The organism is Pseudoalteromonas sp. GW168-MNA-CIBAN-0100 (genome assembly GCF_040309225.1).
Lineage (GTDB): Bacteria > Pseudomonadota > Gammaproteobacteria > Enterobacterales > Alteromonadaceae > Pseudoalteromonas > Pseudoalteromonas arctica.
Window position 1 is genome coordinate 1 of sequence record NZ_JBEOOL010000035.1, and the last position, 20,673, is coordinate 20,673.

21 protein-coding genes are annotated in these 20,673 nt (G+C 38.9%); 14 read left to right on the forward strand and 7 right to left on the reverse strand.

Annotated features, from left to right (window positions below; genetic code table 11):
• Positions 1 to 85: 85 nt before the first annotated feature.
• The 3 genes from AAEY62_RS17400 (at position 86) to AAEY62_RS17410 (ending at position 2,936) form a co-directional block, all read left to right on the forward strand.
• Positions 86 to 820 carry a DUF5020 family protein gene (locus AAEY62_RS17400; RefSeq protein ID WP_197237192.1) on the forward strand — a complete coding sequence of 245 codons (735 nt, stop codon included), beginning with the start codon at positions 86 to 88 and terminating at the stop codon, positions 818 to 820.
• Positions 821 to 957: 137 nt separating this feature from the next.
• Positions 958 to 1,554: an RDD family protein gene (locus AAEY62_RS17405; protein WP_350635532.1), complete on the forward strand. Its 597-nt coding sequence runs from the start codon at positions 958 to 960 to the stop codon at positions 1,552 to 1,554.
• A 746-nt stretch (positions 1,555 to 2,300) separates the two neighbouring features.
• Positions 2,301 to 2,936 carry a trimeric intracellular cation channel family protein gene (locus tag AAEY62_RS17410; protein ID WP_004334621.1) on the forward strand — a complete coding sequence of 212 codons (636 nt, stop codon included), beginning with the start codon at positions 2,301 to 2,303 and terminating at the stop codon, positions 2,934 to 2,936.
• 2 nt (positions 2,937 to 2,938) lie between these two features.
• Here AAEY62_RS17410 and AAEY62_RS17415 read toward each other — a convergent pair whose 3' ends face one another.
• Both AAEY62_RS17415 and AAEY62_RS17420 read right to left on the reverse strand, forming a co-directional pair.
• On the reverse strand, positions 2,939 to 3,283 hold the full coding sequence (locus AAEY62_RS17415) for a GNAT family N-acetyltransferase (protein WP_350635534.1): 345 nt from the start codon (positions 3,281 to 3,283) through the stop codon (positions 2,939 to 2,941).
• A gap of 350 nt (positions 3,284 to 3,633) precedes the next feature.
• Positions 3,634 to 5,100 (reverse strand): DASS family sodium-coupled anion symporter, encoded by a 1,467-nt coding sequence (locus AAEY62_RS17420; RefSeq protein ID WP_010553576.1) that lies wholly within the window; start codon positions 5,098 to 5,100, stop codon positions 3,634 to 3,636.
• Positions 5,101 to 5,386: 286 nt separating this feature from the next.
• Between AAEY62_RS17420 and AAEY62_RS17425 the strand changes: the two genes are divergently transcribed.
• The 11 genes from AAEY62_RS17425 (at position 5,387) to AAEY62_RS17475 (ending at position 14,249) form a co-directional block, all read left to right on the forward strand.
• Positions 5,387 to 6,226 (forward strand): DUF417 family protein, encoded by an 840-nt coding sequence (locus tag AAEY62_RS17425; protein ID WP_024599995.1) that lies wholly within the window; start codon positions 5,387 to 5,389, stop codon positions 6,224 to 6,226.
• Between the two features lie 10 nt (positions 6,227 to 6,236).
• On the forward strand, positions 6,237 to 6,488 hold the full coding sequence (locus AAEY62_RS17430; protein ID WP_101163250.1) for a Rho-binding antiterminator: 252 nt from the start codon (positions 6,237 to 6,239) through the stop codon (positions 6,486 to 6,488).
• 495 nt (positions 6,489 to 6,983) lie between these two features.
• Positions 6,984 to 7,757, forward strand: a complete 774-nt coding sequence (locus tag AAEY62_RS17435) for a hypothetical protein (protein WP_350635536.1) — start codon at positions 6,984 to 6,986, stop codon at positions 7,755 to 7,757.
• A 293-nt stretch (positions 7,758 to 8,050) separates the two neighbouring features.
• Positions 8,051 to 8,533, forward strand: a complete 483-nt coding sequence (locus tag AAEY62_RS17440) for a hypothetical protein (RefSeq protein WP_290174289.1) — start codon at positions 8,051 to 8,053, stop codon at positions 8,531 to 8,533.
• Between the two features lie 114 nt (positions 8,534 to 8,647).
• Positions 8,648 to 9,160: a hypothetical protein gene (locus AAEY62_RS17445; protein ID WP_350635538.1), complete on the forward strand. Its 513-nt coding sequence runs from the start codon at positions 8,648 to 8,650 to the stop codon at positions 9,158 to 9,160.
• A 166-nt stretch (positions 9,161 to 9,326) separates the two neighbouring features.
• Entirely contained in the window at positions 9,327 to 9,551 is a 225-nt protein-coding gene (locus AAEY62_RS17450) for a ribosomal protein L7/L12 (protein ID WP_007378552.1), read from the forward strand.
• Between the two features lie 364 nt (positions 9,552 to 9,915).
• Positions 9,916 to 11,454 (forward strand): OpgD/OpgG family glucan biosynthesis protein, encoded by a 1,539-nt coding sequence (locus tag AAEY62_RS17455; RefSeq protein WP_350635540.1) that lies wholly within the window; start codon positions 9,916 to 9,918, stop codon positions 11,452 to 11,454.
• A 309-nt stretch (positions 11,455 to 11,763) separates the two neighbouring features.
• The gene (locus AAEY62_RS17460) at positions 11,764 to 12,951 is read left to right on the forward strand and encodes a hypothetical protein (protein WP_024607239.1); all 1,188 of its coding nucleotides are present in this window, start codon (positions 11,764 to 11,766) and stop codon (positions 12,949 to 12,951) included.
• Between the two features lie 347 nt (positions 12,952 to 13,298).
• Positions 13,299 to 13,661 carry a 2OG-Fe(II) oxygenase gene (locus AAEY62_RS17465; RefSeq protein ID WP_024607240.1) on the forward strand — a complete coding sequence of 121 codons (363 nt, stop codon included), beginning with the start codon at positions 13,299 to 13,301 and terminating at the stop codon, positions 13,659 to 13,661.
• Positions 13,655 to 13,918, forward strand: coding sequence for a DUF1272 domain-containing protein (locus tag AAEY62_RS17470; RefSeq protein WP_350635543.1), 264 nt, complete (start codon positions 13,655 to 13,657; stop codon positions 13,916 to 13,918). Before AAEY62_RS17465 ends, AAEY62_RS17470 begins: the two co-directional genes overlap by 7 nt.
• A 28-nt stretch (positions 13,919 to 13,946) precedes the next feature.
• Complete coding sequence (locus tag AAEY62_RS17475) at positions 13,947 to 14,249, forward strand: hypothetical protein (protein ID WP_350635545.1); 303 nt, start codon at positions 13,947 to 13,949, stop codon at positions 14,247 to 14,249.
• A 138-nt stretch (positions 14,250 to 14,387) separates the two neighbouring features.
• Here the strand turns inward: AAEY62_RS17475 and AAEY62_RS17480 are convergent, their stop codons facing one another.
• The 5 genes from AAEY62_RS17480 to AAEY62_RS17500 are packed head-to-tail and all read right to left on the reverse strand — an operon-like array spanning position 14,388 to position 20,531.
• The gene (locus tag AAEY62_RS17480) at positions 14,388 to 15,671 is read right to left on the reverse strand and encodes an allantoate amidohydrolase (RefSeq protein WP_350635547.1); all 1,284 of its coding nucleotides are present in this window, start codon (positions 15,669 to 15,671) and stop codon (positions 14,388 to 14,390) included.
• 14 nt (positions 15,672 to 15,685) lie between these two features.
• Positions 15,686 to 16,915: a pyridoxal-phosphate-dependent aminotransferase family protein gene (locus AAEY62_RS17485; protein WP_121954396.1), complete on the reverse strand. Its 1,230-nt coding sequence runs from the start codon at positions 16,913 to 16,915 to the stop codon at positions 15,686 to 15,688.
• Positions 16,916 to 16,918: 3 nt separating this feature from the next.
• Positions 16,919 to 17,743 carry a sulfite exporter TauE/SafE family protein gene (locus AAEY62_RS17490; protein WP_197120554.1) on the reverse strand — a complete coding sequence of 275 codons (825 nt, stop codon included), beginning with the start codon at positions 17,741 to 17,743 and terminating at the stop codon, positions 16,919 to 16,921.
• Positions 17,731 to 19,332 carry a gamma-glutamyltransferase family protein gene (locus AAEY62_RS17495; protein WP_197236467.1) on the reverse strand — a complete coding sequence of 534 codons (1,602 nt, stop codon included), beginning with the start codon at positions 19,330 to 19,332 and terminating at the stop codon, positions 17,731 to 17,733. The genes AAEY62_RS17490 and AAEY62_RS17495 overlap by 13 nt, the downstream gene beginning before the upstream one ends.
• Positions 19,329 to 20,531 carry an amidase family protein gene (locus AAEY62_RS17500; RefSeq protein ID WP_197236466.1) on the reverse strand — a complete coding sequence of 401 codons (1,203 nt, stop codon included), beginning with the start codon at positions 20,529 to 20,531 and terminating at the stop codon, positions 19,329 to 19,331. Before AAEY62_RS17500 ends, AAEY62_RS17495 begins: the two co-directional genes overlap by 4 nt.
• Between the last annotated feature and the right edge of the window lie 142 nt (positions 20,532 to 20,673).

The window sequence follows — 20,673 nt, forward strand, 5'->3', positions numbered from 1 at the left end:
ACGCCTGCAAAATTGATGCAGGATCACTTGGCGGCTAAAGCCGCCTAAACGTTATGCACTTCAGATTTGAATCCGCGGAATTAAAATGAACACTAAAACAATAAAAAAACTAGCACTTATAACTGCAATTACAATGTGCTCAACAGGTGTTTCGGCTAAAGAGCTTTGGTCTGATTTTAGTATTACCGCAATGAAAGGGGCCGACTACCTAGAGCCATTTTCAGGGGAGGAAGACGATAGAAGTGTTGTTACTATAGAACATGCATCGGGGCATACTTGGGGTAGTACGTTCTTTTTTATGGATAGACTAAGTAATCCTGATGAAGTGTACGGTGAGTTAAACATAAACCCAACCCTTTACAAGCCACAAAACAGCTTTGTTAAAGAGGTGTTTTTAGGCCTACAAACAGAGTATGGCTCGGGAGATACGAATCAAAATAACTATTTATTAGGGGGCGGTGTATCACTTGATGTACCTGGCTTTCAATATTTTAATGTGGCTTATTATCGTCGTTTTCAAGATGATATAGGTATTCAACGTGAAGATAATAACCAAATAACAGTCACGTGGGGCTATAACAAAGGTAACTTTAGATACGATGGCTTTTTAGATATTGTAGATAGCACCGACACAATGTTTGGTAAAAGTGAAGGTGGCTTTAACTTTACCTCACAGATTAAATACAATATTGCACCTATGCTCGGCTTCGATACCACTCGTCTTGATGTTGGTATTGAGTATGTTTATTGGAAAAATAAATTTGGTGTAGATGGTCAAACAGAGCACAACCCAAACCTGTTGGTTAAATGGCATTTTTAACAGCTAATTGAATGGTATTTGATTAATAATTAAAGGCTACTTTTTAGTAGCTTTTTTATTTGATAATCTTAAATAATTGAATGGCTTAAATTAGTTGTGTTAGATTACTTTTTAATAACGCTATATGGATTTTTTTCATGGACTCTGAAATAGATTTTTCTACCTACACTTTAGATGAGCTTTACTCATCAGCGAGAGCTATAGATCGCGAAGCCTACCCAGAACGAGCAAAAGAAATAGACGACTTAATTAAAACGCGAGAAGCACAGAGCCCATCTGAAAATATTGTATCAAAAGTAGCAGGAGAAAAAGCAACGCGCTCAGATAGGCTAGTAGCTGCTATTGTTGATGGCGTTTTAGGTGTTGTTTGTTTTGTACCTGTATTCATGCTCGTAGGGTTTGGTAGTTTAAGCCAACCAACACTTACTTTATCTGCAGGTTTGCTAGGTTATGGCATATTAAGCACGTTAGTGCTTCATGGTTACCTTATGTACCAACGCGGACAAACAATTGGTAAATCTTTAATGTCTATCCGTATTGAAAATTTAGACGGTACACAAGCAAGCTTTACTACAATTTACTTTAAACGCATGCTTTCTATGCAACTATTATCACTAGTCCCTTCGGTAGGTCAGTTTATAGCTGGTTTTGTTAATCCATTATTTATATTTGGAAAAGATAAACGATGTTTACATGATCATTTAGCGAGAACAAAAGTGAGTTATGTAGATTAATCAGGATATTAATTATGGCAACTTTGCCCGGATTTAAGTTTGATTAGCAAAAGTTACAAAATGGCGTATTTCACTAAATTGGTAATATAATTAATAAACCTTACCGATTGTTTTTTGATTAGTAACCAAGGACGATTATGAAAAACAACACACAGCTAATTTTAGCACTAGCGGCTTCTTTAATTTGTTACTCAATATATATATTATTCATTGGTTTTCTTACCGCAGCGAAAATCAATGAGGTGATACATGAGAATGTTTATAAAAACAAACGAGTTTGATAAACTGTCAAGGCGTTACGCATGTATTAAATGTGGTACTTGGGTGAGCATAAAAGCCCAAAGCTGTAAGCAGTGCCAGCATAGTTTTACTAACAATGATAAAAGCTCAATGCAAACACTCTATAATCAAAATAAAGAACAAAACTGGCAACATGCAATATTGCCTATTATTTTTGTGATATTGATAATAGCTTTATTGCTCATTTAATTTTTGCTTAAGATTTAAAAGTGCTCGACTGCAACTCTGTAACAAAACCCCTCTGTACTTTAACGTGTAAAAAATACCCATAATTAAAATAATTACTCTTGTTAAGCCTTCTCTAAATATCACATAGCTAATGTTTTTTAATACATATAATAAGTTTATAAATTTCAATTGCTTAAATTATAAATTTATTTGTGTTTACTCATTTTTTTGGCACGTAAGTTGAAACAACTCCTTATAAATTTTAAAAAGGAATTACCATGACTGCTGAATACTTTATGGTACTAGGGTTACTCGGTGTCGCATTTTTTGCTGTTGCAGGGGCATTGCTTGGGTATGAAAAAAACATTAGTGGTTTTGGCGTAGTAGTGGTTGCAACCGTTACAGCACTAGGGGGCGGAACCCTCAGAGATATACTTTTAAACAAACCGGTATTTTGGATTGCTACCCCCGAGTATTTATATTCGACCTATGGGGCCGTTATAGCAACAATTGCATTTATTCGATACTTACCGCGCGTTAATAACTACTACTTTTTATTGGTAGACGCTGTTGGTATGGCGTTATTTAATATTATGGGGATAGAAAAAGCACTCATTAATGGCTCTGGCATGGTGGTCGCAATTACCATGGGCATTACTACAGGTATATTTGGTGGTTTAATACGTGACGTAATTTGCCGTGAGGTACCAACTGTTATGCGCAGCGAACCTTACGCCTCTGCGTGTTTAGCGGGTGGTGCAGTTTATGCTGCTTTATTTAGCCTTAATGTAGATTACATTTGGTGTATTTTAGGGTCATTTTTCACGACTATTTTTTTAAGATTAGGCTCTTTGCATTGGGGTTGGCATTTAACTATTTTCAGAAAAAAAGACTTCAGAGATCAAAGCGACTAATTTTAGCTACGAGTAGCCCGCGCTTGCATGTGGTACTCGTAATTATCCTCATCCGTTATAGTAAAACCCAGCCGCTTATAAAGTCCTAATGCTGGGTTGTTTTTAAGCACGGTGAGCTTAATGGGTTTTGACTGCGCATTTGTAATAACTTGTTTAATAACCGCTTTCCCATACCCTTTATTTTGGTGCAATGGATGTATTTGTAATTGCATTATTTCAACGTGTTGATCGTGTGTTTGGTATTTTAAAGTACCAATTTGTACCTCATTTATAACTATAAGGTGAGAGCAGTCATATTGATCATCAAGCCTTAAAACATGCTGTTGCTCAGTTATACCAATCCGCAATAATACTTAATCATTTTGCGGGGCTAAACGTGTCGCTACCTGCGTTAAAAAATGCTCATCTAGAACAACTAAATAGCGAATTTTTTGCCTAGCTATTAACACGTTTTTCCAGCCTCAAAATAGATCACTTAATTAAGCGAATTGGTATTAAAAATAACCCGGCACTTTCTAAGTGTTCAACCATAGTTAGTTTTCTGAGGCTTAATAAGTAGTCTCGGTCTGAATATGCTGCCTTTATAAATTTAAAAACCATAGTGCTTCCTTGCAACAGCCTCAATGTTTATATTTGTAGAACGAACCAAAATAAGTGCGCAGTATTAAATGTGCAAGCCAAACTAACAAAGGCAATACTACCAATACCCAAGTGCTTTCCACCAAAGCCCGCCAATAATTCCCCATACACTTAAATTAATAACGCTCATTATAAGGCCCATTACCCACCAGTCTTTTAACGATACATAGCCTGAGCCAAACACTATGGGAGATGTGCCTGTTGCGTAATGCGTTAACGACATCATGAGTGATGAAGCGCCAGCTAACAGTAAACCTAAAAATAAAGGCGGAGCGCCAAGCGCCAAACCTGCAGCGTAAAATGCGGCAAACATAGCAGTAATATGTGCTGTGGTACTGGCAAAAAAGTAATGAGCATAAAAATACACAGCTACCAATATAATAGCCGATACAATCCAGTCAAAGCCCAGTTGCGCAATATTGCTCTCAACAAGTGTTGAAAACCACGTTACCAAACCTAATTTATTTAAAAAAGTGGCCATCATTACTAATGCTGAAAACCAAACAACGGTATCCCACGCAGACTTTTCTTTAAGTACATCGTCCCAGCTTAATACACCAGTCACTAATAAAACCGACAAACCTAAAAAAGCCACTGCGGTTGTGTTAACCGCGTAATCAGCCCCTAAAATCATTGCGGGTACGCCGGCCCATAAAACAAGCAGCATAGCAAAAACACCCACCATTATTTTTTCGCCGTAACTCATTGGGCCCATTTCAGTTAATTTAGATTCTGCATATTTTTTAGCGTCGGGCGTACTTTTAACTTCAGGTGGGTAAATGGCATAAACAACCAAAGGCACAAGGGCAATACATAGCAAACCAGGAACAAGCGCTGCCAGCGCCCACGTACTCCAAGTAATACTGATATTTGCACCGGTAGCATCAGCAATCAGCTTTACAATTAGAGGGTTTGGCGCAGTCGCCGTAATAAACATAGCTGATGTAATAGGGTTTATATGGTAGCTCACTAAAGCAAGGTAGTGCCCAATTTTACGAGATGTACCTTCCTCAGGAGACGAGCCAAAACTTGTTGCTATCGACTTCATAATTGGGTGAATAATAGCGCCGCCTCGCGCGGTATTACTTGGCGTTACAGGCGCTATAACAAGTTCAGAAAGTGCGAGTGCGTAACCAATACCAACTGTTTTTTTACCAAAAAGAGAAATAAAATTATAGCCAATACGATTTCCCAAACCAGTTTTAGCTAAACCCCGAGAAATAATAATAGCAATACCAATCAACCAAATTAATGAATTAGAAAAGCCACTTAATGCATCTTTAATAGCGCCAGATGGGCTGTCATTAGTTACGCCAGTTAACGCAACAGAGGTAATAGCTAAAATAGCAATGGCGCCGATTGGCATTGCTTTACCAATAATGGCAACTACAGTACCAATAAATAAAGCGAGCAAATGCCATGCGTTTTCAGTTACACCTTGCGGAGGCGGTACAGCAAACCAAAGTAGTAAAACAATGGCTATAGAAATCAGTCCAGAGGTAACTCGAATATCAGTACCCTTCATTAAAAATGTCCCTAAGTTTTAGAAATGCATGCATTCAGTGTATTGAAAAGGCAACGTTATTCTACTTCATCTAATAATAAAAAAAATGACGCACATCATATGAATATTAGACTTATTTAATTTTATTAATAAAGAGGTAATAAACCATAAACTAAAGTGATTGATTACATTACCCTATGAGAGCTTACGTTGTGCTTAATCAACTCTTATATTTTTAAGAGTTAGCTTGAATTGTTTTATCGACTAGCAAGGTCTTTGTAAGTCTTAACGAATACTTGGAAATACAATGAACTTAAAATTAACCAACAACGTGATTACTTTTTTATTAGCGAGTAGCTTTTTGTTACTTGGCTTATCGTTTGCGTTAGGAGCAAACCCTAATACGTTAACGGCTACGTTTAGTTTTTATGGCGTTGATTCGCTAATGTCTGTATCTGCATTAGGTTTGATTAGTGGCTCATTTATGATTGCTTTAGCATTTGCCACCGTGCTCGCTCGTTTTAAACTAATGAAACCTACGCCAGCACTTTTACTTGCAGCAATTATAAGTTTAGTTGCATTACTTACCTTATTTGCCAGCAACCGTTGGATGGCGCAACTAGGCGGCTTTCCAATCATTGGTAGCGGGCAGGGCATAATTAAATACTTTGCTGTAGTGCCTTTATATTTGTTTTTATTTTATAAAGACAAACTTACCGACAAACAACACGTACTTTTAAACTTTATACCGGTTGCTATGGTTTTACTGTGGATCGGCGGCATGAAGTTTTACGAGTTTGAAGCAAAAGGCATTGTAAGTTTAGTAGAAACCTCACCGTTTATGTCGTGGTTATACACGGTATTTAGCGTACAAGGTACATCTAACGTGATTGGCGGGTTTGATGTATTATTTGCTGTGTTATTGGGCTTAGGGCTATTTTTAAAGAATAAAAAGCTAATTATTGTAAGTGGCTTAGCGTGTTTAAGCGTATTTATGATGACCCAAACATTCTTAATTACCGCAACCGGTGCATTTAGTTCTTCCACTTTACTGGAACGCTTAGGGCAGTTTGTAATTAAAGATCTTTGGTATATAGCCAACCTTGTTGTTATTGCTTTTTTAATGATTTTTAAACCGGCTAAATAAAGAGGACGTCATGATCAGTTGCAACCAATACGACTATATCGAAATTGCCTGTATGCACCGTTTAAGTATTGAGCTTATATTAAAAAATGGTGATGGTGTATGTGGCGTAGCAACTGACACAAAACACAATGCTAATAGAGACGAATGCATAGTTGTTAGCGTAAATAGCGAGTTGCAAATCATTGTGCTCACTACAATTAGTATACTTAAAGCGCGTGAGAAAAACCCATACTTTGACCACGTGAACTTTGATGTAAAGTAAGCACCTCACTCATTCGTTTTATTATAAACACCCCAGCGAGCCTGTATCATTAATATGTTAAGGCTCGCTTATCTCACCAATGCTTTAGCTAATTACGCGCTAAATACATAAAGCCAAAATTCCCTACTACTTTCCTCTGTTTTTTATCGAGTTTTTTCACCGAATATGGCTAAACGCCAGCTATTAAAGCGTATAAAAATGCTAAACCAGTATAAGTAAGCCGCAATAAGCTTTTGTGTAGCGTTTGGTATTCGTACGTATGTTATTTATGGTTGTAAAGGTAGCTACATAAATAAAGCTCTATTTTTGTTTTGTCCAATAGCATTATTAAACACCGTTTTGGTGAAAAATAACAAAGACCTTTTTATTACATGCCTAATTACTTGTTTACATTAAAGTTAGTTAGTGGAATTATTAAACAATGTAATAAACGCCGTTTTGGGGGTTATAACTCTCAAAGTGGTGTTCGATAAGTTGTTAGTTTTCAGGAGAAGTATGGAACCTTGGGTTAGATTTGAAAATGTTCATGAAAAGCGTAAAGGTTATTACGTTTCTTACACTCCAAAATTTGTCAGTGACAAAATTGATGATAACACAGCTGTATTATCTGTCAGGTTACTTGACGACTTTAGCCTAGAGGAATGCAAGGCAATATCGGAGAAAGAGTTCAAACATTGGATTCAACGCTTCAACGTGCCTTTGCAAGTAATTCCTGCATATGAAAATAATTCTTCTAATAGAATATCAAGTATCACGGGTGTTGGGTATATTTGTGGTGTTTCGCCTGAAATATTTCGTTGGGGTGGTTTTCTTGAGGGTGAGCTAGCAGAATCAATGCCAGGTAATGATGCGATCAAATTAACCTATAAAGAACTTCCTAGCAAAAGCTCAGTGGAGGCAGAGCGAGATCTGAAGCAACGTATTCTGGGTATATCTGCAATTAAATGGTTTACTTTATTTACGGCTGTATTAATTCCAGCTCTGATTGCATTTCTTGGTTGGTCTCACCCTCTTTTTTCTGCTATTGCCCTAGTTGTCGCGTGGTATAAATGTGCAGATAAATGGCTATCTTTAACTGGTCGAAAGATCAAAACAGAGTCAGAGTTGGCTAAAGAGGAAGACGATAGGCTTAAGGAACACCATCATTATCATTGCAAGATCAATCCAGACGGTTTTGCCAAATTAAAGCTAGAGAATTTCAAGGTTAATAGAGAACAACGATTAAAGGATAAACTCAAGGAAATGGAGCGTGTGGAAGTTGAAAACTAACAAACAATTTAAGAGTGATTCAGCACGCTTGGCATTTTTTGGTTTGGGTCTGGTTCAGTGTTTACGGTGCCCAAGTTAAGTGCCGTGGTGGCGTGCTTCACACCTTAATTGAGCGTTGAGGCTGTAGAATTACTCTTTTTAAGAAAAACAGTCTGTTTTATAAATGCATTACCTAATGCTTTAAAAATGCTTAGAGTTAATTACAGGGCTCGTTTTTTAATTGAATTTGGCTGTTGTAGTTATTCTACAGTCTCGTTAGCTATATGTATTAGACTCTGGGGTAAACTTAACAAATGGATTTACAAGAAAGTTATAGTGAAGACCCAAAACTGTTAGAGTCATGGCTAGCAACAATTGGAATGCTAACTATATTTTGGTCTCCAATTGAGCGTAGAGTAGATCAATGTGTGCATTTACTACATTCAAACCTGCCGAAATCTAGCAACAAAAATAAACCGGGAAGTCTACAAAGAAAGCTTGAGTTTATTACATGTCATCTTCCAGATAATGTAGCTAATAAAGACCAGATACTCTCACTAGTTAAGAACACAAAAAACACGGTACAAATTCGCGATGTTTGTGTGCATGGTGTTCTTGAGTCATATGACCAAAATGAGATGAAAATCAGTAAAATAGATGGCAAAAAATCAGAGTATGCGACAGAAATATTTACAATAGATAGTAAGCGCTTAAATATATCGGCACAAAGCCTAACTAATTTGAGTAAAGATTGGGAACTAATAGTAAACTTGCTAATTCAGGGACACGAAAAATAGCTAACAAGAAATTAAACAAAGACAAAAAACAGCTGGTTTTTGCTTTTTCACCTTAACCTTAGATAACAACCTTACGGCCTATTTATTCGGCATAAGTAAAAAAGGAATTTAAATTTGCTATTCGATTGGTTTAGCTCTGAAAAGCCAAATGTTTATTTGGGATCGTTAGCTGTAGCTAATAGCAGCCATTTTTCTAAGGTAGAGTCGTTTTTTTATATAACGGGCGATTCACTACAAGATCATATGCACAAGAAGCTTGAAGATATTTTTTGTCTTCACAGCATTTCGTCTATTAAAGAGCCTAAAAAGTCAGATATTGGTTTAGATGTTGTTATAGTTACTTTGCATGGTGGTGATGCATTCACTATAGATTTTGATACAGCTGTTATTCCGCTATTTTGGCGACCAAAAGTTAAGTTAGTATCGCGCTTGTATAACATTAAACACAACAAGACGATTAAAACGTTCAGCGTTTCTAAATCTGTTACGTGGCGCGAATTCATAGCTAAAAAATTTAGCTTAAGAGGCTTTTTTCGTTGGGGTCCTTTGTATCATAACGAAGACATGGAAATACTTTTGTATAAAGCATGCTACGAGTTATTAAATAAAATGCGAAAGGTTATTTAACCAGTAGCCAATAAGAATAATTAAAATAAGATAAAAATACATTTTGCTCTTGGTGAACATTATTACAAACAAAATAGGAACTCAGCTATGGTTTGTTTATCAATAAAAACAAATAAAAAACGAGTTAATCTACAGGCTCATTATTTTTCGAACATCGAGGATATTTATGGAAATTGAATATATTTGGGGTGTTTTAGCGGTTATTGCAGTTTTATTTATATTAATATTTGGTAACTCAATACCTAAGCATGGCAGCGTAACTGAAGGTGATGTTATTGTTGCTTTAAAATCAGGTCATAAAGTTAGAGCAATAAAATATTATAGATCTGTTCATGGTGTAAGTTTAAAAGAAGCTAAAGATGCTATTGAAAAATTAACTTCAAAAACATAAAAACATGCTCTGAAGTGAGGCCCAAGTAAAATTCAGCCATTAATTGCAAGTTTTAAAAGTGGTGAGCCTCTTCGTTTTCCACCACCTAAATACAACCCTTATCCATTTGAATACCAGCGATCTAATAATAAATTGCGCTATCCCCGCTTATTTCACTTCAGCGATATCATTAAACGCGCGCAATTTCCCTTAAAACCAATACCTAAAAAAAATAATTATGGGAGGTCCTGTAGTCAAATAACAATATTTTAGTAAACGCTAGTTCATATTACGTCACGTAATATCCATACAGAACTTTAAGTTAAACATACGTTCGTGGAGCGTTCCCATTTTTATTTGACTCAATTTATTGGACATTCTTTTTATGAAATTAAAGTTATTTATCGCAATTATTTTTAGCACTTCGATGTCGTCTTACGCGACAGAAGCAGTAGATAAAACGCAGTTTTCATTCGAAGACTTAAAAGCGCTGGCAAAAGCCTCAGCTGAAAAGCCCTATACGCCAACTGCAGTACCAGCCCCTGAGCTTATCGATAAAATTACCTATGACGAACACTGGAAAATACGTTTTAAAGAAGATGAAACTTTATATCCAAGTGGAAAAAAGGCACCTGTACAATTATTTTATCCTGGGCGATATTTTCCTGAGCCAGTAAGTATTTACATCAGAGACGATAAAAATCAGGTACAAAATGTACCTTTTAGTAATGATTTTTTTGATATGCCTGATGACAGCCCAGCTCACGATCTCCCAGAAGGGTTTGGATTTGCAGGTTTTAGAATAATGCGCCCAGATATGAAACCAGATTGGATATCTTTTTTAGGCGCGTCTTATTTTAGAACTGATGGGCCAGAGGGGCAATATGGACTGTCGGCTCGAGGTATTGCAATTAATACGGGTATGAATCAGCCAGAAGAATTTCCGCGCTTTTCTGCATTTTGGATTGGCCCCGCAGAGAAAAAAGGTGAAAGCGTGTCTGTTTGGACATTGCTTGAAGGGCCTTCTATCACTGGTGCTTATCGATTTGGTTTAAGTAAAGATAACAAAGAAGCCAAAGGCCATATTACCTCTGTAACGGCTAATTTGTATATGCGCGCCGATGTTGAACGCTTAGGCGTAGCACCGTTAACCAGTATGTATTGGTACTCACAAAAAGATAAAACAGAAGCTAAAGATTGGCGCCCAGAAATTCACGACAGCGATGGCCTGGCGATTCACACAGGATCGGGTCAATACGTTTGGCGCCCATTAAATAATCCTCAGTCGGTGTCGACCAATAGCTTTATTGATGAGAACCCAAAAGGGTTTGGCTTAATTCAAAGAGATCGTGACTTTAATAACTACCAAGACGACGGTGTATTTTACAATAAGCGTTCATCAGCGTGGATAAAACCTACTGACGATTGGGGCAAAGGCGCAGTTCAGTTAATCGAAATTCCAACAAAAGATGAAACGTTTGACAACATTGTTGCCTACTGGGTGCCTGAAAAAGAGGCGCGCAAAGGTGATGAGTTTACCTTTTCTTATGATATTGAATGGCGTCCACTCGATCCAAAATCAAAAACGCTTGCAAGCGTTGTAAATACTCGACAAGGCTTAGGTGGGATTCCCGGCCAGCCAATCCCTGAAGGTGTTAACAAGATGGTGATTGATTTTGAAGGCCCAGTGTTTAAAGGCTTAGATAACAAAAGTGGTATAAAGCCGATTGTTGAAGCCAGCAACGGTGAAATACTAGAACCTATTGGGGTTTATCCGGTAGTTGGTACAAACCAATGGCGATTAGCGTTTGACTACAAACAAGCTAACAATAATCCGGTGAACATACGCGCGTATTTAGTTGATAAAAATGATGAAGCTATAACTGAAACATGGGTAAGTGATGCAAAGGTAACGATTAAATAAGCCTTTAAATAGGCATTAAAGTAAAACGGGTGGCTATATTTTGATTTGCTAGGCAATTATAGCCACCATAATATTTACTTAATCGAACGTTACGAGTAAATATTAGTTAAAGTAACTGTTTAGCATATTGTTCTTAAATGAACTCAGGCGCTTTTTATCCTTATTCTTTTTATTGACCTAAAGCATTAAATAATTGTTTAGTTACTTTTTTAATGCTTGGCTTTATGTATGCTTTAATTAAATTTATAATTAAAGCATACAAATTACGTGCATAAAAAGTAATGGATACAAATTTTAGTGGAACTTAATATGACATTTTTAAAAAATGTAAAGCAACAAGCGGCGACTAAAACGCCTTCTGAATTGGAGCGTTTATGGCAGCGAATTGAAAAACATACTAAGCGTAACGCAAACTTTGATATTAAAAAGCAGACCCTGTTTTCTCAATTTCAAGAACAAGTAGAGCATCATGAGCAACTTCAAGCTCAAATGATTGCAGAACAAATTATTCATTTTAGTAAGTTTATCCAACGTAAAAGTTTAACTATTGAACAGCGTAATGAACTTGTGGATTGGATAAATGAAGATTTAGATTATTTGTCAGAACATCCATTCATTGGCGAGTTGAATGTTGAGGAAGTGTCTCAAGTTTTTCAATCTTACCTAAATAAGTATAACCAAGATAAGGTTAGTACAATCCCTTCTTCAGAGTTAAATATATTACGTAATATGTTACAGCAAGATTTCCTCGGTTTAGAATTAACAGATGACGAACTAAGAGAAATAACAGCTGATCCTTCATTGCTTTATAAGCACCTTGACGAGCAAGGTTTTGGTGAGGAGAAAGATGATGAAGCGTTTAGTGCAGATAATATGCACTATGAACAAGATGAAGATTGGGATGACTTTTTTGACCAACACGAACGATTTGATCGCGATGAAATTAAACAACAAAAAAACAACTCAAAATTAGAAAAGTTATTTAAAGGCTCGCAGCTAAACAAAATGTATAAACGTTTAGCATCTAAGTTGCATCCAGATAAAGAATCTGATCTTGCAAAAAAAGCAGAAAAACACGAACTAATGCAACAGTTAGTACAAGCTCGAAAAGAGAAAGACGGTTTTACTTTATTACAACTTTACATAAGCCATTTTGACGACGATGTCGATTTTGATGAAGAAACCAAAGCAAACTTAATACCGTTACTGCAAAATAAAATAATCGAGCTAAATGAACAGCATCGCCAACAAAAAGAAAGTAATGACCAATATACAATTGTGTGGCGTAAGTTTAATGGTCGTAGTAAAGCGCAAATTAAAGATAATTTTGTAAACCATTTAGCGGCGCTAAATAATGAATGTGATGAAATTGCTAAACGTTTAGAGTATTGCACTACGGTTAAATCACTTAAAGAAGAGCTTAACAACCGAATTATGAATAAACGTCATATGCCCATGTCTTTAGAGGCGGCTCTCGAAAACATGTTCAATTTTTGATGAATTAACAGTGACGCCAGCCTAAGTTTTTTCATTAAGTTAGAATGGCTGTCCTGTTTAGCTGTTTCTTTACGCTGCGGCAACTGTATTGTCTTGTTCATAATGTAGAAAAACTGCAAAACGCGATGTATTAAGAAAGATAAGCCCTTAGTTCCTCAATAAAGTCACTCAAACACCAGTGTTCCCTTCTAAAATACTAATTAAAACAACACCGAACACTTTTTTGTATTTTACGTAAAAATACAGTAAACGATTGAATCAAAATATGAACTCGGCTATGGTTTGTTTATCAATAAAAATAAAAAAACGAGTTAACCTGCAGCTTGTTAGCTGTTTCGAGGGATTGTATGTTTTTTTTGAGTAAATTATTTTGTTGGGAGCGAGGCCGACAAAAATCAGGCTACGATAAAATGTTGATTTGTGGTGCTACGTGGCCAATTAAATTTGATACATATTTGCTTAAATTCCCACAAGGAAGTGAAATAGCACCACACACAGACAAAGTTGAATCTGGTAAACACTATCGATTGAATATAGTGCTTAAAAAAGCAGATTTGGGTGGTGAGTTTATTTGTAGTAATCCGATATTTGAAACAAAGCGGGTTAAGCTATTCCGCCCTGATGTAAGTGAGCATCAGGTATCAAAAGTTATAAAAGGTAATAGATATTTACTCAGTATCGGGTGGATAAAAAGGAGCTCTAAATGCTAGATTTAAGACCTAATTGTGAATGTTGTGATAAGAATCTACCTGCACAGTCCAGTGAGGCTTTTATTTGTTCATTTGAATGCACGTTTTGTTCTAGCTGTGCTCAAACGGTGTTAAATAACGTGTGCCCAAACTGCTCAGGTAATTTGGTTCAGCGGCCAATTCGCCCTTTGGCTGCACTAAAAAATTACCCAGCATCGACTAAGCGGGTATTAAAAGAAAGTGGTTGTACGCCAGACATACAAGAACATAAAGTATAATAATTACATTTCTGGATATGGAGATCTGATGAGAAAATCCTTTGAATTTACCGTTAAGTCAATCAAAGTTAAAATAATTAACTCTTGGTTTGGTGGTGCTAAATTATATGTGAATGATGACTTACGAGATACTGACAAAACTTTGTTCGCTTTTAGGAATAATACTTTACTATCTGCAAATTTAGGTGAGTTGGGTGTTCTTGAAATCAAGCCATTATCGGGTCTAATTACGACTGAAATGGATGCATATTTAGTTAACGATACGAATATTCAACATGTATATAGCTCACATAAACGCCTTAGCTTGAAAGAGCAAAGGGTAGCTCGATAAAGCTGCTTTAAGTAACATGTATTCCTGCGTTTTCCTGCAATTAGTAACAACCTCCAAATGACTTTGAGGAGGTTTAAGCCCCTAAATATACCAAGTTAATCTATTTGGTTTACTCTATTAATTCAAAACTATTCAAAACTATTCAAACTCTTTTACATAAAGCAAAAGCGCGCTGTACATTACGCTCAGTGCTTTAGGAACATCCTCATTAATAACCGCTTCTGCTGGGTGATGGCTTATACCGCCAGGGCTGCGTATAAACAACATGCCAACGGGGCAAATTGGAGCGATTGCCATTGCATCGTGCCCTGCGCCTGAGGCAAGTGAAGGCGATGCTTGGTTATTGAGTTTGCATGCATTGGTAAATAAATGCTGAATAGTGGTGTCGCACGCAACGGCACCGGCGGCATGAGTCCATTGCCAATCGAGTGTTAAATTGCGTTTGCTTGCTATAGATTGAGCGCTGCTTTGTATGGCGCTTAGTAAGTTAGCGAGATCGGTGTCGCTCTGTGCGCGTGCATCTAGGCTTATGGTTGTTTTGCCTGCAATCACGTTTGTAGCCCCAGGGCGAGACTGTATTTGCCCTACGGTGGCAACTTCGCCATTTTTAGCATTACTTGCTAGTTTTTCAATTTCGGTTACTAATTCAGCGCAGCCCGCTAGTGAGTCCTGCCTCAAGTTCATTGGCGTTGTACCCGCATGACCGCTTTGCCCTGTTAGGGTAAGCATAGCGCGTTTAGCACCTGCTATAGCCGTTACTACTCCGAGCGCCTGATTAACCGATTCGAGTACAGGGCCTTGTTCAATATGAGTTTCCCAGTAACCTAGTAATTCGTTTTTGTTTAGTGCGGCCTTTGCATAGTCGTTGGGGTTTAAACCAAAGTCCAGCATGGCTTGGCGCATAGTTATGCCGTTTGTGTCTTCAATGTTTAGCCACTGTGGGTCAAATTCGTTAGCGAGGGCTTTTGAGCCAATTAAAGTTGTGGCAAAGCGAGTGCCTTCTTCATCGCAAAAGCCCACTACGTCTAAATGAAAGGGCAGGTCGAGCTTTAACTTATATGCAAGCGCTGCAATTTCTATCCCCAGTAGTACACCTAAAATACCATCAAACGCACCAGCGTTTGGTACGGTGTCGATGTGCGACCCTATAATTAAACGTTTAGCATGGGGGTTTGACGACTTTAGTCGCCCCCAAAGGTTACCCACTTCGTCTTGCCACGACTGCATGCCTGCCTCTTCCATCCATGATGCAGTAACGGCGTTACACTCTTTGTGCTCTTTTGATAAGTACACGCGGTGAATACCATCTTGCATTTGCGATAGTGCGCTGAGAGTTTTACAGCGAGATAAAGCGCGTGTTGCGTATTCATCAGCAAGTTCTTTATCTAATAAAGGGCTGTGTTGTGGGCTTACAATCGTCATGCTAAATCCTTTTTTTATTTATAGTGAGCAAGGGCGGCAATAGCGGCTTCGCCTTTAGGGCCTTTGTAGCCATTGGCATGCAAGCAAGCGTCTAGGCTAGCAAGAGTTTGTAGTACGGTATCTTTTCGGGCGTTGTAGCCCATAGTGCCAATACGCCAAATTTTGCCATGCAGTGGTCCAAATGAGGTGCCAATTTCTATTCCAAAATCGGTTAGCATTTGTCCGCGTACGTGATCGGCATTAATGCCCTCGGGTATATAAACACCCAGTACGTTGTTCATTTTATGCGTTAAATCGCCAAATACATTTAAGCCGAGCGCTTGAATGCCCGTTAGCATGGCATCGCCATGTAATTTGTGGCGCGCTACGCAGTTATCCACGCCTTCTTCAATGACTATGCGGGCGCATTCTGAGGCGCAATACAGCATGCTGGTGGCTTCGGTATGATGATTTAGGCGCTCCTCTCCCCAGTAATTCATGATCATACCTAAATCAAAATAGTTAGAGCGCACAAAGGGCTCTGTGCCGTCGATATGATCGGCAGTGCGGATACCTGCTTCTACCTTTTTACGTTTTTGGATCCACTCGGCGCATTTGTCGCTTAGTGTTAATGGTGCAGACCCAGAAGGTCCGCCTAAACACTTTTGTAGGCCAACAGAAAGCGCATCGAGTTTCCACTCATCGGCAGGAAGTTCGTTACCCACAATTGAAGCGGTGGCGTCGCAATAAAATAGTACATCGTGCTTTTGGCAAATATCGCCAATATGCTCAAGAGGTTGGTTCATGGTGGTGGATGTATCGCCTTGTACCATAGCAAGTACATGGGGTTTTACATCAACAATGGCTTTTTCGATTTGCTCTGGCGTAAACACTTCGCCCCACGGTACTTCTATTGTGTGCACCTTTGCGCCAACGCGTTCTGCTATTTCAGCAAGTAGGTGGCCAAAGCGCCCCATAATTGGCACTAGTACTTTATCGCCTGGGCGTAAAATTGAGCATAATACGGCTTCAATACCTGCGCGCGATGTGCCATCTATTAGCATGGTCCATTCGTTTTTAGTTTTAAAAATTTCTCGGTAACGCGCCATGGTTTCGTTCATAAAACCGGTCATTACTGGGTCGTATTGACCTATAAGTTGCGCCGACATAGCACGTAAAACACGAGGATCTGCATTAATTGGACCTGGTCCCATTAATAAACGCTGTGGTGGGTTTAAGGTTTGAACTTGCGTGTTATTAAACATATTTTAGGCTCCCAGAGTCTGAATGAGCATGCGAATGCCGGTTATCATTAAGACAACGGCAAAAGCGCGTTTTAGTTGTTTTTGATCCAGCTTGCTACCAATTTTTACGCCAATAGGCGCAAATAAAATAGTCAGCGGAATAATAAGAAAAAAGGCAGGGAGGTTAACTAACCCCCACGTACCTAGGGGAGCATCGGTTGGCGTTGTGCCAATACTTAATAAGGTAATAACACCTGGTAGCGCAATCAATAAACCAAAAACGGCCGCAGTTCCTACTGCAACATGGGCGCGTACATTAAATGCGTTTAGCATAGGTACGCCAATAGTACCGCCGCCTATGCCAATCATTACCGACAAACCACCTACAATACTTGCCATAACGCCTTGACCAAATTTACCTGGCAGTTGTTTTACAAGCGCAGGTGCGCCGGCTCTAAATAACATGTTTAAACTGACTAAAATAGCAATGCAGGCAAACATGAGCACTAATGCGTTACCGCGAACGGTATGAGCAATAATACTACCGACTACCGCCATAACTAATATAAACGGTGCCCAGTATTTTATTAGCGCAAGGTCAATATTTCCTTTGCTATGATGCGAGCGAATAGATGAAAGCGAAGTAGGTACTATGGTTGCAAGTGATGTGGCAGTGGCTATCATCATTGCCGACTCTGGGCTTACGCCAAAACCTTGCAGTAAAAAATACAGCACAGGGACGATAACAATACCGCCGCCTACACCAAAAAGTCCTGCTAAAATACCGGCAAAAATACCGGTTGCTATTAAGGCTACTATAATTGGCCATTGATTTATTATTTCTGACATTGTGTTCCTGCTGTAGTTACTGTTGCACGTCCATCTGAACGAGGATCTGTTGCAGCTTCAAGGCTTGTAGGTGTATCTAAAATAGCCCCAGCGTGCCCCATCATTTCGTTATTATTATCAACGCTTACCCAATCGTGGTCACGTTGATTTAATTCATGTTCTATATGAAAAACTAACTCTTTTTCAATTTTTAAATTTGTACTCGTATCGCCCCATGTGCGCCCAAGTAACCAACGAGGGTCGCTAATGGCTTGGTTTATTGATTTATTTCGCCATGCGTAGCCTGCAAAAACAGCGGCTTGGGTTTGTGGTTGCCCTTCACCGCCCATAGTGCCGTAGGCAAGGCGACGACCATCGCTAAACTTTGCCATTGCTGGGTTAAGTGTATGAGCCGGCTTTTTATTTGGCGCAAGGGCGTTAATATTGTTATCCGCATCAATACCTTCATTGTTTAAACTAAAGCTTAAACCACGGTTATTCCACACAAAACCGCCTTCGCTCATTAATATTCCGCTGCCAAATTCCCAATAAATACTTTGAATAAAGCTGACTAATTGGCCGTTTTTATCTCTAGCTGCCATCCACACGGTATCGCCAGGCTCTGCGCTAAAAGGCCATTTTTTGGCTTTGGTCATATCAATATTATTAGCAAGTTGGCTTAAGCGATTATCGGTTAGTGCGTTTTTATAATCGTCTCCTAATACTTCAGGGTCAGCCCAAAGAGTAGGGCGATGGGTAAAGCTTTGTTTGGTTGCCTCAACAATTAAATGCATCCAGTCGGCATCGGTTTTAGCTTTGTGTTTTAGTTTATTTACGGCACCAATTATTTGCAGTGAATGCACGCCTTGTGTTGGTGCGGGTAAGTTATAGCAATCAATACCTGATAAGTTTGCATTTAGCGCAGTAACGACCTCGGCTTTAGTATTTGCAATATCACTTACGGTAATTGAGCTACCTGCTTTTGCTAAGTCGGCGGCAAATGAGTTAGCAAGTGCACCTTCATAAAATGCGTTTAAACCCTGTTTTGCTAAGTGTTCAAATGTTGCTGCAAGTTTAGGGTTTTTAAAATGCTGACCTGCTTGCAAGGGCTTACCATTGGGTATATAGAGGCTTTTAAACGCGTCATTGGTATTATTTGCAGCAGCTAGCTTTTCGCAGCCTGCTTGCAAGCTTTTTGTAACGGTAAAGCCCTCGCGAGCAAGTGCAATGGCGGGCGCTAAAATTTTTGACAGTGGCAGTGCTGCGTGTTCATCTAGCTCAAGGGCTTTTTGCCAACCGCGTATTGTACCCGCTTGAGTCAATGCGCTTAGTCCGCCGCGCTCTGGTATTTGTGTGAGCGTGTTATAAGCACTTGTATTACTTGCAGCTCGGCCGCAGGCGTCAATAGCGATGGGCGTTTTTTGGTTTGGGTTATCGATAAGCCAAAAGCTATCGCCACCAATTGAGTTCATATGTGGATATACAACGCTAATAGCAGCGGCAGCGGCTACCATAGCCTCGGTGGCTGTACCGCCTTGTTTTAGTATATTTATACCCGCCTCAGTGGCCGAAAAATGAGACGCGGTAAATGCAATGTTGTGTGTGGTCATGCCGGTGTGTCCTGTTTAAAGTGTGCAGCAAGGTGCTTAACGCAAGCAAGTAGGCTTTTATCGTTACCGTGGCTCATCATTAATGAAAAACCATACGGATGATCATTTGCTAAATCAGCCAGCGGTAAATGCACTTGCGCTGAGCCACTAAGTCCTGCAATTGCCGAAAGCGTAATAATTTGCATGCGTAAGGCGCTTGTGTCGGCGCCTAATTTAGGTGCGGTTGTGGGGGTGGTTGGCAAAAATAAACAGCTGTTTGTATTTAGGTTTTTAGCTATTAGTGTTTGCCATTGGGTTTGTACTTTTAGTGCTTCTTGTTCTTCTTGATCAGTTAGGGCAAGCGCCATATTAAAACGTGCCGCAATTGCTGGAGCAAACTGGGGAAGTTGCCCCGGCAATTGAAGCCAATCTTTATGCGTTTTTGCGATTGCTCGCCCTTGCAGTACTCTAAAACTATCAGCAAGTTCATTTAATAAGTTGCTGTTAGGTAGTTCAAATTCTTTATGGTGCTTAAAATTAGGCTTGGTTTTTTCAAGTAATTGTTTAAGTGGGGCTTGTAAAGCAGGGTCAACGAGTTCAAATAACGGCTCGCAAATAACTAAGGTATCAACGTTATTAATAGCTTGATTTGGTAGCAGTACATTACCTACATCGCTTAATAGCTCGGCGCTTTGGGTAAGCCAACCTATGGTATCAAAAGGCGGAGCCAACGGTATTAGGCCGTCTTTTTCAATCACGTTATGGCTTGGCCTTATGCCATATAAACCACAATAGCTGGCGGGTATTCTAATTGAGCCGCCGGTGTCGGTGCCTAAGCCAGTATCAGCTAAGTTTGCAGCAACGGATGCAGCAGACCCCATACTCGAACCACCGCAAGCATGCCCTTTTAATTTAGGATTTTGCGCAGCGCCATAATGTATATTATTACCCTCTAAGCTATAAGCCAGTTCGTCAGTATGGGTAAAGCCTATAAAGTTACAACCAGCGGTCATGAGCTTATTAACCGAGCTTGCCGTATTTTGAGCCGGTTTAGCTGTTTTAAACCAGTGTGGGTTGCCTGCGCTGTTACGCTCGCCCTTTACTGCAAATACATCTTTTACAGCTAAGCGATTGTTTGCAAGCACCCCAGAGTGGTTTGTTTGCCACAGGGTAGGACCGTGATTGCAAAATATACCTTTGTTGTTTTTTTTATCACTCATTTGCAGCTCATTATTATAAAACTGACCAAGTACTTACTTATTAAGTTAAGAGTGATTAAAAAGCGGGCTGGTTATTATTATAAATACCAATTTTATTAAAAACATGTTCATTCTATCGGATTAAATAGCGCATTCACTGCGT